The 13,502-nt window shown below is 68.0% G+C and carries 14 protein-coding genes; 8 read left to right on the forward strand and 6 right to left on the reverse strand.

The window, feature by feature from the left end:
* Nucleotides 1-67 precede the first annotated feature (67 nt).
* On the reverse strand, nt 68-529 hold the full coding sequence (locus BGO22_RS10205) for a hypothetical protein (protein ID WP_070397993.1): 462 nt from the start codon (nt 527-529) through the stop codon (nt 68-70).
* Between the two features lie 73 nt (nt 530-602).
* On the reverse strand, nt 603-2,090 hold the full coding sequence (locus BGO22_RS10210; protein ID WP_070397992.1) for a Ppx/GppA phosphatase family protein: 1,488 nt from the start codon (nt 2,088-2,090) through the stop codon (nt 603-605).
* Nucleotides 2,091-2,286: 196 nt separating this feature from the next.
* Between BGO22_RS10210 and pstS the strand changes: the two genes are divergently transcribed.
* The 7 genes from pstS (at nt 2,287) to phoR (ending at nt 9,046) form a co-directional block, all read left to right on the forward strand.
* Nucleotides 2,287-3,318, forward strand: coding sequence for a phosphate ABC transporter substrate-binding protein PstS (pstS, locus tag BGO22_RS10215; RefSeq protein ID WP_070397991.1), 1,032 nt, complete (start codon nt 2,287-2,289; stop codon nt 3,316-3,318).
* Between the two features lie 145 nt (nt 3,319-3,463).
* Entirely contained in the window at nt 3,464-4,456 is a 993-nt protein-coding gene (gene pstC / locus BGO22_RS10220) for a phosphate ABC transporter permease subunit PstC (protein WP_175442804.1), read from the forward strand.
* Between the two features lie 19 nt (nt 4,457-4,475).
* Nucleotides 4,476-5,330, forward strand: a complete 855-nt coding sequence (gene pstA, locus BGO22_RS10225) for a phosphate ABC transporter permease PstA (protein ID WP_070397989.1) — start codon at nt 4,476-4,478, stop codon at nt 5,328-5,330.
* A 38-nt stretch (nt 5,331-5,368) separates the two neighbouring features.
* Nucleotides 5,369-6,196 carry a phosphate ABC transporter ATP-binding protein PstB gene (gene pstB, locus BGO22_RS10230; RefSeq protein WP_083292913.1) on the forward strand — a complete coding sequence of 276 codons (828 nt, stop codon included), beginning with the start codon at nt 5,369-5,371 and terminating at the stop codon, nt 6,194-6,196.
* A gap of 39 nt (nt 6,197-6,235) precedes the next feature.
* Nucleotides 6,236-6,937 (forward strand): phosphate signaling complex protein PhoU, encoded by a 702-nt coding sequence (gene phoU, locus BGO22_RS10235; RefSeq protein WP_070397988.1) that lies wholly within the window; start codon nt 6,236-6,238, stop codon nt 6,935-6,937.
* Nucleotides 6,934-7,665: a phosphate regulon transcriptional regulator PhoB gene (gene phoB, locus BGO22_RS10240; protein WP_070397987.1), complete on the forward strand. Its 732-nt coding sequence runs from the start codon at nt 6,934-6,936 to the stop codon at nt 7,663-7,665. The genes phoU and phoB overlap by 4 nt, the downstream gene beginning before the upstream one ends.
* A 58-nt stretch (nt 7,666-7,723) precedes the next feature.
* On the forward strand, nt 7,724-9,046 hold the full coding sequence (phoR, locus tag BGO22_RS10245) for a phosphate regulon sensor histidine kinase PhoR (RefSeq protein WP_286850680.1): 1,323 nt from the start codon (nt 7,724-7,726) through the stop codon (nt 9,044-9,046).
* A gap of 12 nt (nt 9,047-9,058) precedes the next feature.
* Here the strand turns inward: phoR and BGO22_RS10250 are convergent, their stop codons facing one another.
* The 4 genes from BGO22_RS10250 to trxA all read right to left on the reverse strand — a co-directional run bounded on the left by BGO22_RS10250 (nt 9,059) and on the right by trxA (nt 13,094).
* Complete coding sequence (locus BGO22_RS10250) at nt 9,059-10,762, reverse strand: ArnT family glycosyltransferase (protein ID WP_070397986.1); 1,704 nt, start codon at nt 10,760-10,762, stop codon at nt 9,059-9,061.
* 110 nt (nt 10,763-10,872) lie between these two features.
* Entirely contained in the window at nt 10,873-11,127 is a 255-nt protein-coding gene (locus BGO22_RS10255; RefSeq protein WP_070397985.1) for a type B 50S ribosomal protein L31, read from the reverse strand.
* A gap of 166 nt (nt 11,128-11,293) precedes the next feature.
* The gene (gene rho / locus BGO22_RS10260; protein ID WP_070397984.1) at nt 11,294-12,556 is read right to left on the reverse strand and encodes a transcription termination factor Rho; all 1,263 of its coding nucleotides are present in this window, start codon (nt 12,554-12,556) and stop codon (nt 11,294-11,296) included.
* 205 nt (nt 12,557-12,761) lie between these two features.
* Nucleotides 12,762-13,094: a thioredoxin TrxA gene (gene trxA, locus BGO22_RS10265; RefSeq protein ID WP_070397983.1), complete on the reverse strand. Its 333-nt coding sequence runs from the start codon at nt 13,092-13,094 to the stop codon at nt 12,762-12,764.
* A 162-nt stretch (nt 13,095-13,256) separates the two neighbouring features.
* Between trxA and BGO22_RS10270 the strand changes: the two genes are divergently transcribed.
* On the forward strand, nt 13,257-13,502 hold a 246-nt coding region (locus BGO22_RS10270), incomplete at its 3' end, for a hypothetical protein (RefSeq protein ID WP_286850687.1).

Below are 13,502 nucleotides of genomic sequence, written 5' to 3' on the forward strand. Positions count from 1 at the left end.
GACGCCGGCTCAGGCGGCCTTGGCGGGCGCCTTGCGGGGAGCGGCCTTCCTGGCGGGGGACGCCGGCTCAGGCGGCCTTGGCGGGCGCCTTGCGGGGAGCGGCCTTCCTGGCGGGGGCCGGCTTCGCCGCGGCTTTGGCCGTGGGTTTTGCGGCGGTCTTTGCCGGCGCCTTCGGGGCGGCCTTGGCAACGGGTTTTGTGGCGGCTTGGGGGGCCTTCTTGGCCGCTGGCTTCTTCGCCGCGGCCTTTCGCTTCGACGGGGCCGGCGGGGCGGAGGGTGCCTTGGCGGCCGGCCGGCCGGTCTTGAGTGTGGGCACGGTGGCCACGGCGGTCTTGTAGGCGGCGTCGCTCAGGCCTTGCAGCACCATCAGTCCGGCGCGCAGCAACTCGCTCTTCTTGACGCTGATGCCCAGCGCGATGGCGCGGGTCTTGAGCGTTTCGATCGCGGCGAACTCGTTCTTCGGGATGGTGAAGCTGTCGCGAACGAGCTTGGGCTTCTTGCTGGTGGACTTGTCGGTGGCTGGGGCCATGAACGCTCCTCGGTGAATAAGAGGCGTTCAGTATAAACCGTATAAACGGTTTATATGAAAGATCGGGGGCGGCTCAGCGGACGTCCGCCGTGAACTTCCAGGCCGACACCTTCTGCCAGGCCTGTACCTCTTCACCCAGCAGCCAGGCAGACTGCGGGAAGCGCCGGGCCCAGCCCGATGGCGTGGACAGCTTGAAAGCGCCCGACTTGTAGCTCAGGCGCATCGCCTGGTATTCGGGCATCTGGCGCGCGTGGCACAGCAGCACCGCCAGTCGCAGGCAGATGAGCTGTTTGGCGAACAGCTCGTCCTGCAGCGACTGCTCCAGCTTGCGCAGCTTGCCGCGCTGGCCCAGCACCAGTTCGCTCATGCGGTGCAGTTCGCGCAGCGAGAAACCCGGTGCGTCCAGGTTGTCCAGGATGTAGGCCCCGTGGTGGTGGTTGCGCTCGTGCGAGATGTGCGAGCCGATCTCGTGCAGCTGCGCGGCCCAGGCCAGCTTCTGCGAGTAGCGGCTGTCCTGCTCGTCCGGCGCGGCGATCTGCGAGAACAGGGCATTGGCCACCTCGCCCACGCGGCGTGCCTGCGCCTCGTCGGCCGAGAAGCGCTGCGCCAGCCAGCGCACGGTGCGCTCGCGCACATCACCGCCATCGCTCTCGCGATCGATCAGGTCGTACAGCGCGCCGTGGCGCAGCGCGCCCTGCGCGGGCAGCATCTGGTCCAGGCCGTAGAGGTCGAAGATCGCGCGCAACACCGCCAGGCCGCCCGCCAGCACGGGACGGCGGTCGTCCTTCAGGCCGTCGAGGCGCAGGTTGTCCACGTGGCCGGCGCGCAGCAGCCGCTCGGTCAGCCAGTCCAGGCCGGAGCGGGTGATCAGTCCCATGGCCCAGCCGTTGGCACCCAGCATGTCGGCGATGGAGCCCACCGTGCCGGAGGAGCCGTAGGCGACGTGCCATTGCGCGGGCGGGAACTTGTCCAGCGCCTCGTCCAGCACGGCCTTGGCGGCCACCTCGGCGGTCTTGAGCGTGGACGCGGTGAACTGGCCGCGCGGGAAGTAGCGCGAGGACCAGGCCACGCTGCCCAGCCGATAGGACTCCAGCACCTCGGCGGTGTAGCCTTGGCCCATGATCATTTCGGTGGAGCGCCCGCCGATGTCCACCACCAGGCGGCGCTCGTCGGAATGCGGCAGCAGCCGCGAGACGCCCTGGTAGATCAGCCGCGCCTCCTCGTGGCCCGAAACCACCTCGATCGGAAAGCCCAGCACCTGCTGCGCCCGGTTGAGGAATTCGTCCCGGTTGCGGGCCTCGCGCAAGGTCTGCGTGGCCACGGCGCGCACCTGCTGCTTCTTGAAGCCCTGCAAGCGCTCGCCGAAGCGCGCCAGGCATTCCCAGCCGCGCACCATGGCGGCCGAACCCAGGTTTTTCTCCTCGTCCAGCCCGTTGCCCTGGCGCACCGTTTCCTTCAGGTACTCCACCCGCTCGATGTGGCCGGCGTGGTAGCGGCCGATCTCCAGGCGAAAGCTGTTCGAGCCGAGGTCAACGGCGGCGAGGAGGGTTCCGTTTTGCATGGAGAAATGGGGGGCGTGCGGGTGAACCCCGCAGGGAGGCGAGGCGCCAATTGTGACGCATGCCCCGGGCGTGGGCGGTGGCGGGGGTGGCGTGGGCGGTTCTTTTTATGACGGGCTTTTGATGTCACGCAGCTGTCACACAGCCTCCATAAAGTCCGTTTGTCCGCCTTTTCCGCAACCCCTGAGGACCCCTCGCATGAACAGCAAACGCACCCTCCTGAAAGCCCTGGCCGCTGCCGCGATGGCCACCGTCGCGCTCGGCACCGCGCACGCCGCCGACATCACCGGCGCCGGCGCCACGTTCCCGTTCCCGATCTATGCCAAGTGGGCGGAGATGTACAAGGCTCAGACGGGTACCGGCCTGAACTACCAGTCGATCGGCTCGTCGGGTGGTCTGCGCCAGATCCGCGCCAAGACGGTGGCCTTCGGTGCCTCCGATGCCCCGGTGAGCGGCGCCGACCTCGACAAGGACGCCATGGTGCAGTTCCCGGCCATCATCGGCGGCACCGTGCCGGTGTTCAACCTCGAAGGTTTCGCCCCCGGCTCGGTGCGCATCACCGGCCCGGTGCTGGCCGAGATGTTCCTGGGCAAGATCACCGCCTGGAACGATGCCAAGATCGCCGCGCTGAACCCCGGCAAGACCCTGCCCAACACCGCCATCACCGTGGTGCACCGCGCCGACGGTTCGGGCACGACCTTCAACTTCACCGACTACCTGAGCGCCGTCAGCAAGGACTGGGCCGACGCCGTGGGCAAGGGCGCCGCCGTGAAGTGGCCGGCCGCCACCTCGGTGGGTGGCAAGGGCAACGAAGGCGTGGCCGCCAACGTCAGCCGCACCCGCGGCGCGATCGGCTACGTTGAGTACGCCTACGCCAAGAAGAACAACATCCCCCACATGACCCTGCAGAACGCCGACGGCCAATACGTGCAGCCCGACGACAAGAGCTTCGCGGCCGCCGCCGCTGGCGTGGACTGGTTCAGCGTGCCGGGCATGGGCGTGTCCATGGTGAATGCCAAGGGCAAGGACAGCTGGCCCATCAGCACCGCCTCGTTCATCCTCATGTACAAGCAACCGGCCGACAAGGCGCAATCGGCCGAGGTGCTCAAGTTCTTCGACTGGGCGTTCAAGAACGGCAAGCAGGCCGCCATCGACCTGGACTACGTGCCGATGCCCGACGCGGTGACCGGCCAGATCCGCGACAAGGTCTGGTCGCAGATCGCCCGCTGATCGGCTGGGCCCAGGCCCCGACGAACCCACCGGTGGGCAGAGGCCGGCCGGTGGGTTTTTTCGGTCCGATGTCTGTCATACAGTCCGTCATAAACGGCCCGAAGGGGGTCCGATGAACACCACCATCCGCAGCGCAGACCCCAGCATGGCTTCCTCCCGTTCCCCATCCGGTACGCGTGACCAGCGCAGCGACGACGCCATGGTGGCCGTCGCCCGCCGCCAGCAATGGCAAGACCTGGTCTTTCACCGCCTGACCCAGGCTTTCTCGCTGCTGGTGCTCGTGGCGCTGGTGGGCATCATTGTTTCCCTCTTCCTCAACGCCTGGCCCACCTTCAAGACCTTTGGCTTGAAGTTCCTGTGGACCGTGGAGTGGGACATCGTCAATGAGCAGTACGGCGCCGCCATCGCGATCGTCGGCACCCTGCTCAGCGCGGGCATCGCCATGCTGTTCGGCGTGCCGCTGGCCTTCGGCATTGCGCTCTTCCTCACCGAAACCTGTCCCGTGTGGCTGCGCCGGCCGCTGGGCACCGCCATCGAACTGCTGGCGGCCGTGCCGTCCATCATCTACGGCATGTTCGGCCTGTTCGTGTTTGCGCCGGTGTTCGCCGACTACTTTCAGGTGCCGGTGCGCGAGCTGATGATGGGCATGCCCCTGATCGGCTGGCTGTTCGGCGGCGCGCCCAACGGCTTGGGCATCCTGGCGGCGGGCGTCATCCTGGCGTTCATGGTGCTGCCGTTCATCGCGGCGGTGATGCGCGACGTCTTCGAGATCACGCCACCCATCCTGCGCGAATCGGCCTACGGCCTGGGCTGCACCACCTGGGAGGTGGTCGCCAAGGTGGTGCTGCCGTACACGCAGAAGGGCGTCATCGGCGGCATCATGCTCGGCCTGGGGCGCGCCCTGGGCGAGACCATGGCCGTCACCTTCGTGATCGGCAACGCCAACCGCATGCCCACCTCGCTGTTCTCGCCCGGCACCTCCATCGCCTCGGTGCTGGCCAATGAGTTCGGCGAGGCCGAGGGCCTGCACTTCAACACCCTGTTCGCCTTGGGCTTCCTGCTGTTCTGCATCACCTTCGTGGTGCTGGCACTGGCCAAGTGGATGATCCTGCGCACCGAGAAGGCCAAGGGCGCCTGAGCCCCGAGCGAGACACACCATGCAGATGAACCAATCGCTCTACAAGCGCCGCCAGCGCACCAACCTCATTGGCCTGAGCCTGTCCATGGGCGCCATGGGCCTGGGGCTGTTCGTGCTGCTGTGGATCCTGTGGGTCCTGTTCTCCAACGGTCTGGCGGGCCTGGACCTCAACGTTTTCACCGCCGACACGCCGGCCCCGGGGTCGGAGGGGGGCGGCCTGCGCAACGCCTTGCTGGGCAGCCTGATGATCGTTGGCCTGTCGGTGCTGGTGTCCACGCCGGTGGGCATCCTGGCGGGCATCTACCTCACCGAGTACGGCGACAACAGCAAGGTGGCCGAGTTCACGCGCTTCGTCACCGACATCATGCTGTCGGCCCCCTCCATCGTGCTGGGCCTGTTCGTGTACTCCATCGCGGTCGCCACGGCGGGCCATTTCTCGGGCTACGCGGGCAGCCTGGCGCTGTCGCTGATCGCCGTGCCGGTCGTCGTTCGCACCACTGAGAACATGCTGCGCCTGGTGCCCGGCAGTCTGCGCGAGGCGGCCTTCGCGCTCGGCGCGCCGCGCTGGAAGGTCTCGCTCATGGTCACGCTGCGCGCGGCCAAGAGCGGCGTCATCACCGGCTTGCTGCTGGCGGTGGCCCGCATCAGTGGTGAAACCGCGCCGCTGCTGTTCACCGCGCTGAGCAACCAGTTCTTCAGCACCGACATGAGCCGCCCCATGGCGAACCTGCCGGTGGTGATCTTCCAGTTCGCCATGAGCCCCTACGACAACTGGGTCCGCCTGGCCTGGGCTGGCGCGCTGATCATCACGCTCACCGTGCTGGCGCTCAACATCCTGGCGCGCGTGTTCTTCCGCGACAAGGTGAAGGCCTGACGCCCACGCGAGCCGACCGCACAACAAGGAACACGACCATGTCCGAATCCACCATCGCTATCCGCCCAGAGAACCTGGCCGCCAGCCGTGCGCCCGCTGCCCCGGGCGAAGCGCGCAACGCCCTCGAGGTGCGCAACCTGAACTTCTTCTACGGCAAGTTCCAGGGCCTCAAGAACGTCACGCTGGACATCCAGGAAAAGCGCGTCACGGCCTTCATCGGCCCCTCGGGCTGCGGCAAGTCCACGCTGCTGCGCACGCTCAACCGCATGTACAGCCTGTACCCCGGTCAGCGCGCCGAGGGCGAGATCCGCCTGTATGGACAGAACATCCTCGACCCCAAGCAGGACCTGAACCTGCTGCGCGCGCGCATCGGCATGGTGTTCCAGAAGCCCACGCCGTTCCCGATGTCGATCTACGACAACATCGCCTTCGGCGTGCGCCTGTATGAGAACCTGTCGCGCAGCGACATGGACGACCGCGTGGAATGGGCCTTGACCAAAGCCGCGCTGTGGAAGGAAGTGAAGGACAAGCTCAGCCAGAGCGGCCTGTCGCTGTCCGGCGGCCAGCAGCAGCGCCTGTGCATCGCGCGCAGCGTGGCGGTCAAGCCCTCGGTGCTGCTGCTCGACGAACCCACGTCCGCGCTGGACCCGATCTCCACCGGCAAGGTCGAGGAGCTGGTGCACGAGCTCAAGTCCGACTACACCATCGCCATCGTCACGCACAACATGCAGCAGGCCGCGCGCTGCAGCGACTACACCGCTTACATGTACCTGGGCGAATTGATCGAGTTCGGCGCCACCGAGCAGATCTTCTTCAAGCCGACCAAGACGGCGACCGAGGACTACATCACCGGCCGCTTCGGCTGATCCGGCCCTGCAGACGCCAACCCCACGGGAGACACGCGAATGAGCGACAAACACCTGTCCAGCCAGTTCGACGCCGAGCTGAACTCCATCTCCACCCACGTGCTCGAGATGGGCGGCCTGGTCGAATCCCAGCTTCACCAGGCGGTCTACGCCCTGGGCAACATGAGCCTGGAGTCCGCCCTCCAGGTGGAAGAGAACGAGAACCGCATCAACCAGATGGAGCTGTCGATCGACCACGAGATCATCTCGACGATCGGACGCCGCCAACCCACGGCGCGTGACCTGCGCTTCCTGATGGCGATCTCGCGCACCACGCAGAACCTGGAGCGCGCGGGCGATGAAGTGGCGCGCATGGCACGCATGGTCAAATCCATCATCGGCAACGGCACGCCGCGCAACCTGCCCATCTCCGAGCTGCGCCTGGCGGCCGACCTGGCCGCCGCGCTGCTGCGCAAGTCGCTGGACTCTTTCGCGCGCCTGGACACGCAGATGGCGGTGTCCATCATCAAGGCCGACGACCAGATCGACGAGGAGTACAACGGCTTCCTGCGCAAACTCATCACCTACATGATGGAAGATCCGCGCACCATCTCGCCGAGCCTGGACCTGCTGTTCCTGGCCAAGTCCATCGAGCGCATCGGCGACCACGCGAAGAACATCGCCGAGCAAATCATTTTCATCGTCAAGGGCGAAGACGTCCGTCACACGCCCGTCGACAAAGTGGAGTCCGTTGCCGGATGAGAAAGCTGCCCCGGATCCTGGTCGTCGAGGACGAACCCTCGATCGCCGAACTGATCGCCGTCAACCTGCGCCACAACGGCTTCGCGCCCACCATCGTGTTCGATGGCGCGGCCGCTCAGCGCGAGGTGGACGCGGTGTTGCCCGACGTGATCCTGCTCGATTGGATGCTGCCCGGCGAAAGCGGCGCGGTGCTGGCGCGCCAGTGGCGCAAGAGCGAGCGCACCAAGAGCGTGCCCATCCTCATGCTCACCGCGCGCAGCGACGAGAGCGACAAGGTGCAGGGCCTGGACGCCGGTGCCGACGACTACATCACCAAGCCCTTCTCCACGCAGGAACTGCTCGCGCGCATCCGCGCGGTGCTGCGCCGCCGCGCGCCCGAGATCGTCAACGACTCGGTGCAGGTGGGCGAGCTCACGCTCGACGCGGCCACCTACCGTGTGAGCTTTCGCGGGCGCGAACTCAAGGTGGGGCCCACCGAGTTCAAGCTGCTGCACTACCTCATGAAGCACGCGGAGCGCGTGCACACCCGTGGTACGCTGCTCGACAAGGTCTGGGGAGACCATGTCTTCATCGAGGAGCGCACCGTGGACGTTCACGTCAAGCGATTGAGGGAGTCCCTGGGTGAGGCCTCGACCATGATCGAGACGGTGCGCGGCGCGGGTTACCGCCTCACCGCCATGGGCAGCCCCGCACGCCAGACACCCGGCACGCCGCTCTCGGCGACATGAGCCCGGCCCGGCCGCCCGCCAGGGCTCGCACCACGGTCCCTTGCGCGCCCGTGACACCATGAGCCGCCGGATTCTGGAGCTGCTGCTGCTGGTGGCGCTGGGGGCGGCGGTGGGCTGGGCCGCCGACCGCGCGGCCCTGGCGTTCGTGGGGGCCCTGGCGGGCTGCTCGATCTGGATCGTGCGCGACGCTCTGCGTGCCCAGCGCGTGCTGCGCTGGCTCAACAAGGCCGATGCCTCGCGCATGCCCGAACTCGGTGGCTTCTGGGGCGAACTGCTCGACCGGTGCCGCAAGCTGATCAAGAAGCTGGAGAAAAAGGCCGCCAGCAGCGACGCCCGCCTGGAAGACTTCCTGGCCGCGATCCAGGCCTCGCCGAACGGTGTGGTGCTGCTGGACGCCACGGGCCGCATCGAGTGGGCCAACCTCACCGCGTCCAACCAGCTGGGCTTCGATCCGCAGCGCGACCTTGGGCAATACGTGCGCAACCTGGTGCGCCACCCGGCGTTCAACGCCTACCTGAGCGCGGGGGATTTCGGGCACGAGATCACCATCGACGGCATCGGGCCGCGCCCCTCGCAGCCGACCAAAATATCGCTGCAGATCCACCCGTATGGCAAGAAGCGCAAGCTGATGATCACGCGCGACGTCACGGCCGTGCAACTGGCCGAGACGATGCGGCGCGACTTCGTGGCCAACGTGTCGCACGAGATCCGCACGCCGCTGACGGTGCTCAGCGGCTTCGTGGAAACCATGCAGAGCCTGGAGCTCAGCGAAGAGGAGCGCCAGCAGTACCTGGGCCTCATGAGCCAGCAGGCGCACCGCATGCAGACGCTGGTGAACGACCTGCTGACCTTGTCGCGGCTGGAGGGCAGCCCGGCGCCGGGGCCGGGGGAGTGGATCGGCACGCAGGAATTGCTGGAGCATGTGGTGCAGGAGGCGCGTGGCCTGAGCCAGGCGATCGCCAGCACGCCGCACCGCATCGAGCCGTCGGCGAACAGCGCCTCGTTCTGGGTGTCGGGCGCCAAGACGGAGCTGATCAGCGCGATGTCCAACCTGATGAGCAACGCCGTGCGCTACACGCCCGGTGGCGGCCGCATCGAGCCGGGCTGGCGCATCAACGACGAAGGCCTGGCGGAGTTCTATGTCAGCGACTCGGGCCCCGGCATCGCGGCCGAACACCTGCCGCGCCTGACGGAGCGCTTCTACCGCGTGGACCGCAGCCGCTCGCGCGAGACCGGCGGCACGGGCCTGGGACTGGCCATCGTGAAGCACGTGGCGCAGCGGCACGGCGGGCGCATCGACGTGCAGAGCACGGTGGGGCAGGGCACGACCTTCACCATCTCCCTGCCGCCCACACGGGTGCGGACCTCGGCGCCGGACTGAGGCGAGTCGGGCTCAGCGTCCCACGCGCAGGTACAGCACCAGGCTTTCCTTGCTGTCGTTGAGGCGCCAGAGGTTGGCCTTGAAGGCCCACTGCGTGAGATCGACGCGTTGGTGCAGGCTGCTCTGGCTCTGCGGGGTGGCGATCAGGCTGCGGCAGTCGGCGCCGGCCGGGTCGTTCTGGCCGGTTCGCACCAGCCTCAGCCCGCCGTGGTGGCGCAGGGCCGCGATCTGCGCCTGGGACAGGCCATCGGCGAGTACGCAGGATTGCGGAGGCACCAGCTCCGCGATGCGCCGCGAGATCGGGCCATAGCTGCGGCCGAAGTCCAGCAGCGGCAGCCACAGGGTCATCAGCAGAAGCCAGCACAGCGTACTGCCGGCGGCGGGCAGCACCAGGCTTTTCCAGATGGCTTCGCGGTGGCGGCCCACGCGCCAGGACACGAGCCACAGCCAGGCCAGCGTGGCCGCGGCGCCGAGCGCGAACAGCAGGAAGGAGAACTCGGGTACGAAACCCGGTGCCAGGCGCGCCACGTTGGCGGCGGGCTTGGCCGGCACGCCGGTCATCATGGCCACCCAGATCACCCAGATGACCAAGGCGCAGAAGGAGAAGAAGAGCAGCGTGAACCAGTCGATCAGCGCCGCCACGCTGCGCCGCAGGGTGGGCAGGGCGAAGGCGGCCAGCGCGGCCAGCGCGGGCAGGGCGAGCAGCAGGGCGCGGTCGCGCTCCGGATCCAGCGCGGAGTGCAGCACCACGATCAGTGCGGCCCACAACGGCAGGGCCACGTGGGGCTGTTGCCACTGGCGGCGCCAGCGCCACACCGTCCAGAGCGCCAGCGGCCAGGTCGGCCAGGTGAACCAGAGCAGCAGCCGGCCCCAGCTGTCCCAGGGGCGGCTCAGTGCCAGGGACGCGTCGGGCAGCGCCAGGGCGCCCGCCCAGGCACTGCCCAGGGTCATGAGCGCGCCGATGGCGCTGGCGGCGCCGAGCGTGACCGCGTCGCTGCGGTCCTCGCCGCGCTGAGCCTGGCGGTTGAACCACAGCAGCGCCAGCCAGCCCAGGCCCAGGGCCAGGCCCAGCGTGGCCGAGCCGCTGAGCGCCAGCGCCAGCCAGCCACCCGCCCACCACAGCAGGCCGCGCCAGGCGCGGGGCAGGCCGGGGTGCGCCAGCCGGGCGGCGCCCAGCAGCATGGCCGCCGTGGCGGTCAGGCGCACCCCGTCGGGCGTGGTTTCGTGCGAGAACTGCGCCAGGCCCAGGCAGGCCACCAGGGCCAGCAAGCCGGCGTCGGCCAGGGCGCGGGCATAGTCGGCCGGCCGCGCCTCACCGCCGAAGGCGAAGGCCACGGGCAGGGCGGCGGGCTGGCGCGCCAGCTGGTACACCGCGTACCAGGTGCAGCTCAGGGTGAGCGCCAGCAGCAGGCCGAAGGGCAGGCGGGCGGCGAAATCGGGAGGCAGGAACGGCAGGGCCTTGATGAACAGCGCGCCCAGCCAGTAGGGCAGCAGGGCGGTGTCTTCCACCGGCAGGCCCAGCACGGCGGGGTGCCACCAGCTGCCGCCGGCGGCCATCTCGGCCATGGCCCCGAACGCGCCCACGTCGGCGTTCTTCCAGGGCTCGCGGCCCAGGAAGCCGGGCAGCACATAGGCCACGCAGAACAGAATCAGGGCCACGCGCGGCAGGCGGCGCACGGCCGACTGGCTCACGATGGCGGGCGTCGGGCGGTTCACGGCTGGGGACTATACAAGCGGCGTGGCCGGGGCAAGCGGCGTGCGCGTGGGGGCAGGGGCGAAAAAAAAGCAGCCGGTGGCGGCTGCTTTTGGGGGGCCAGGCGCCAGGCTTATTTGGCTGCTTTGGCGTAGCGGTTGCGGAACTTCTCGACGCGGCCGCCCATGTTGTCCACGCTCTTCTGCGTGCCCGTGTAGAAGGGGTGCGACTCGCTGGAGGTGTCGAGCTTGAACAGCGGCAGCTCGCGGCCATCGTCCAGCTTGACGGTTTCCTTGGTGGGGGCGCAGGAATTGATGATGAACTGGGCGCCGTTCGACAGGTCCTGGAAGCAGACCGGGCGGTAGTTCGGGTGGATGCCTTCTTTCATGGCGGTTCCTTGTGGTCGGTTGCGACAGCCGCGCCGGAACCCTTCCGACGTACTTGCCGCCAAGCAAAGCCGGCGATTATAGCCGAGCGGGAATGTCTGACCGGGAATGGCGAGGGACCGGCTTGGCCGGGCCGCAGGCCTTGTTCCCGCTCAGGGGCGCAGGGGCTTACCCGCCTCGGCGCATCATGTCGAAGAACTCGGAGTTGTTCTTCGTGGCCTTCATGCTCTTGAGGACCATTTCCATGGCCTCGATCTCGTCCATGTTGTACATGAACTGGCGCAGGATACGGGTCTTCTGCAGGATCTCGGGCTGCAGCAGCAGCTCTTCGCGGCGGGTGCCGCTGCGGTTGAGCTGGATGGAGGGAAAGACGCGCTTTTCGTACAGGCGGCGGTCGAGGTGGATCTCGCAGTTGCCGGTGCCCTTGAACTCCTCGAAGATCACCTCGTCCATGCGCGAGCCGGTGTCGACCAGGGCGGTGGCGATGATGGTGAGCGAACCGCCTTCCTCCACCTTGCGCGCCGCGCCGAAGAACCGCTTGGGCCGCTGCAGGGCGTTGGCGTCCACGCCGCCGGTGAGCACCTTGCCCGAGGAGGGCAGCACGTTGTTGTAGGCGCGGGCCAGGCGGGTGATCGAGTCGAGCATGATCACCACGTCCTTCTTGAGCTCGACCAGGCGCTTGGCGCGCTCGATCACCATCTCGGCCACGTGCACGTGGCGGGCGGCCGGTTCGTCGAAGGTGGAGGCGATGACCTCGCCGCGCACGGTGCGCTGCATTTCGGTCACTTCCTCGGGGCGCTCGTCCACCAGCAGGACCATGAGCTCCACGTCGGGGTGGTTGGCGGTGATGGCGTGGCAGATGTGCTGCATCATCACCGTCTTGCCGCTCTTGGGCGGGGCGACGATCAGCGCGCGCTGGCCGCGGCCGATGGGCGCGATGATGTCGATGATGCGACCGGTGATGTTCTCTTCGCTCTTGATGTCGCGTTCCAGGCGCATCTGCTCCTTGGGGAACAGCGGCGTCAGGTTCTCGAACATGATCTTGTGCTTGTTCTCCTCGGGAGCCAGGCCGTTGATCTTGTCGAGCTTGTTGAGGGCGAAGTAGCGTTCGCCGTCCTTGGGGATGCGGACCTCGCCCTCGATCATGTCGCCGGTGTGCAGGTTGAAGCGGCGGATCTGGCTGGGCGAGATGTAGATGTCGTCGGTGCTGGCCGTGTAGCTGGTGTCCGGCGCGCGCAGGAAGCCGAAGCCGTCCGGCAGGACCTCGAGCACGCCGTCAGCGAAGATCTGTTCGCCGGCTTTCGCGCGCTTCTTGATGATGGCGAACATCAGCTCCTGCTTGCGCATGCGGCCGGTGTTTTCGATTTCGAGCGCTTCGGCCTGCTTGACCACTTCGGAAACGTGCAGGGCCTTGAGTTCGTTCAGGTGCATAGCCGTCACTCCAGGGCGGAGGCGATAGGGGGATGAGCGGGGAGGTGGGCGCTGCGGTCCGGATGACGGACGTTGCGCTGGGGAAAAGCGGCGGGCTTGCTGCCCGCGTTGCGCCGGATTATGACAGGAATCGCTGTGTGTGCGCCCTGTCGTCGAGCCCGCGCGCGGCTCGGGGCCCGGGCGGGCGCCCGGGCCAGGGAGGAGGTCAGGCCAGCTGCTGGTCGATGAAGGCGGTGAGCTGGGCCTTGCTGAGGGCGCCCACCTTGGTGGCGGCGAGCTGGCCGTCCTTGAACAGCATCAGCGTGGGGATGCCGCGGATGCCGAACTTGGCGGGCACGTCGCGGTTGTCGTCGACGTTGAGCTTGGCGACCTGCAGCTTGCCGTCGTAGGTGCCGGCGACCTCGTCCAGGATGGGCGCGATCATCTTGCAGGGGCCGCACCATTCGGCCCAGAAGTCCACCAGCACCGGGGCTTTGCTGTCCAGCACATCGGCCTTGAAGCTGGCATCGGAAACGTGTTTGATCAGGTCGCTGGCCATGGTTCGTCCTTGGGTGTTCGGTGAGCGGTGGGAGGTTACAGTGCGGCGCTTGCGGCAGGCCGGGCGTCGACATCGGCTCCCCCGTACGAGCGGCCGCATTGTGACAGAAACCCCCCATCCATGACGCCAGCGCCCGCGAGACCTCACGACGAGTCAGCCCTTGTGGCCGGCGCTGTGCAGGACGGCGAGGTGCCGTGCGCGTGGCGCCTGCCGCTGGACGAACTGGCGCGCCAGGCCGCCCAGGCTGGCCTGGCGCCGTCGCGCGTGGTCGTGCTGCTGCCCTACGGGGCGCTTGTGGCCGAGGCGCGCCGCGCCTGGGCCGCCCGTGCGCCGCAGGCCTCGGGCTTCGCGCCGCGCTTCACCACGGCGCGCGATTGGGCCGCCGCGCTGTCGCCCTGGCGGCCGGGC

The sequence above is a fragment of the Hydrogenophaga sp. 70-12 genome, from assembly GCF_001897365.1.
Taxonomy (GTDB): Bacteria; Pseudomonadota; Gammaproteobacteria; order Burkholderiales; family Burkholderiaceae_C; genus Hydrogenophaga; species Hydrogenophaga borbori.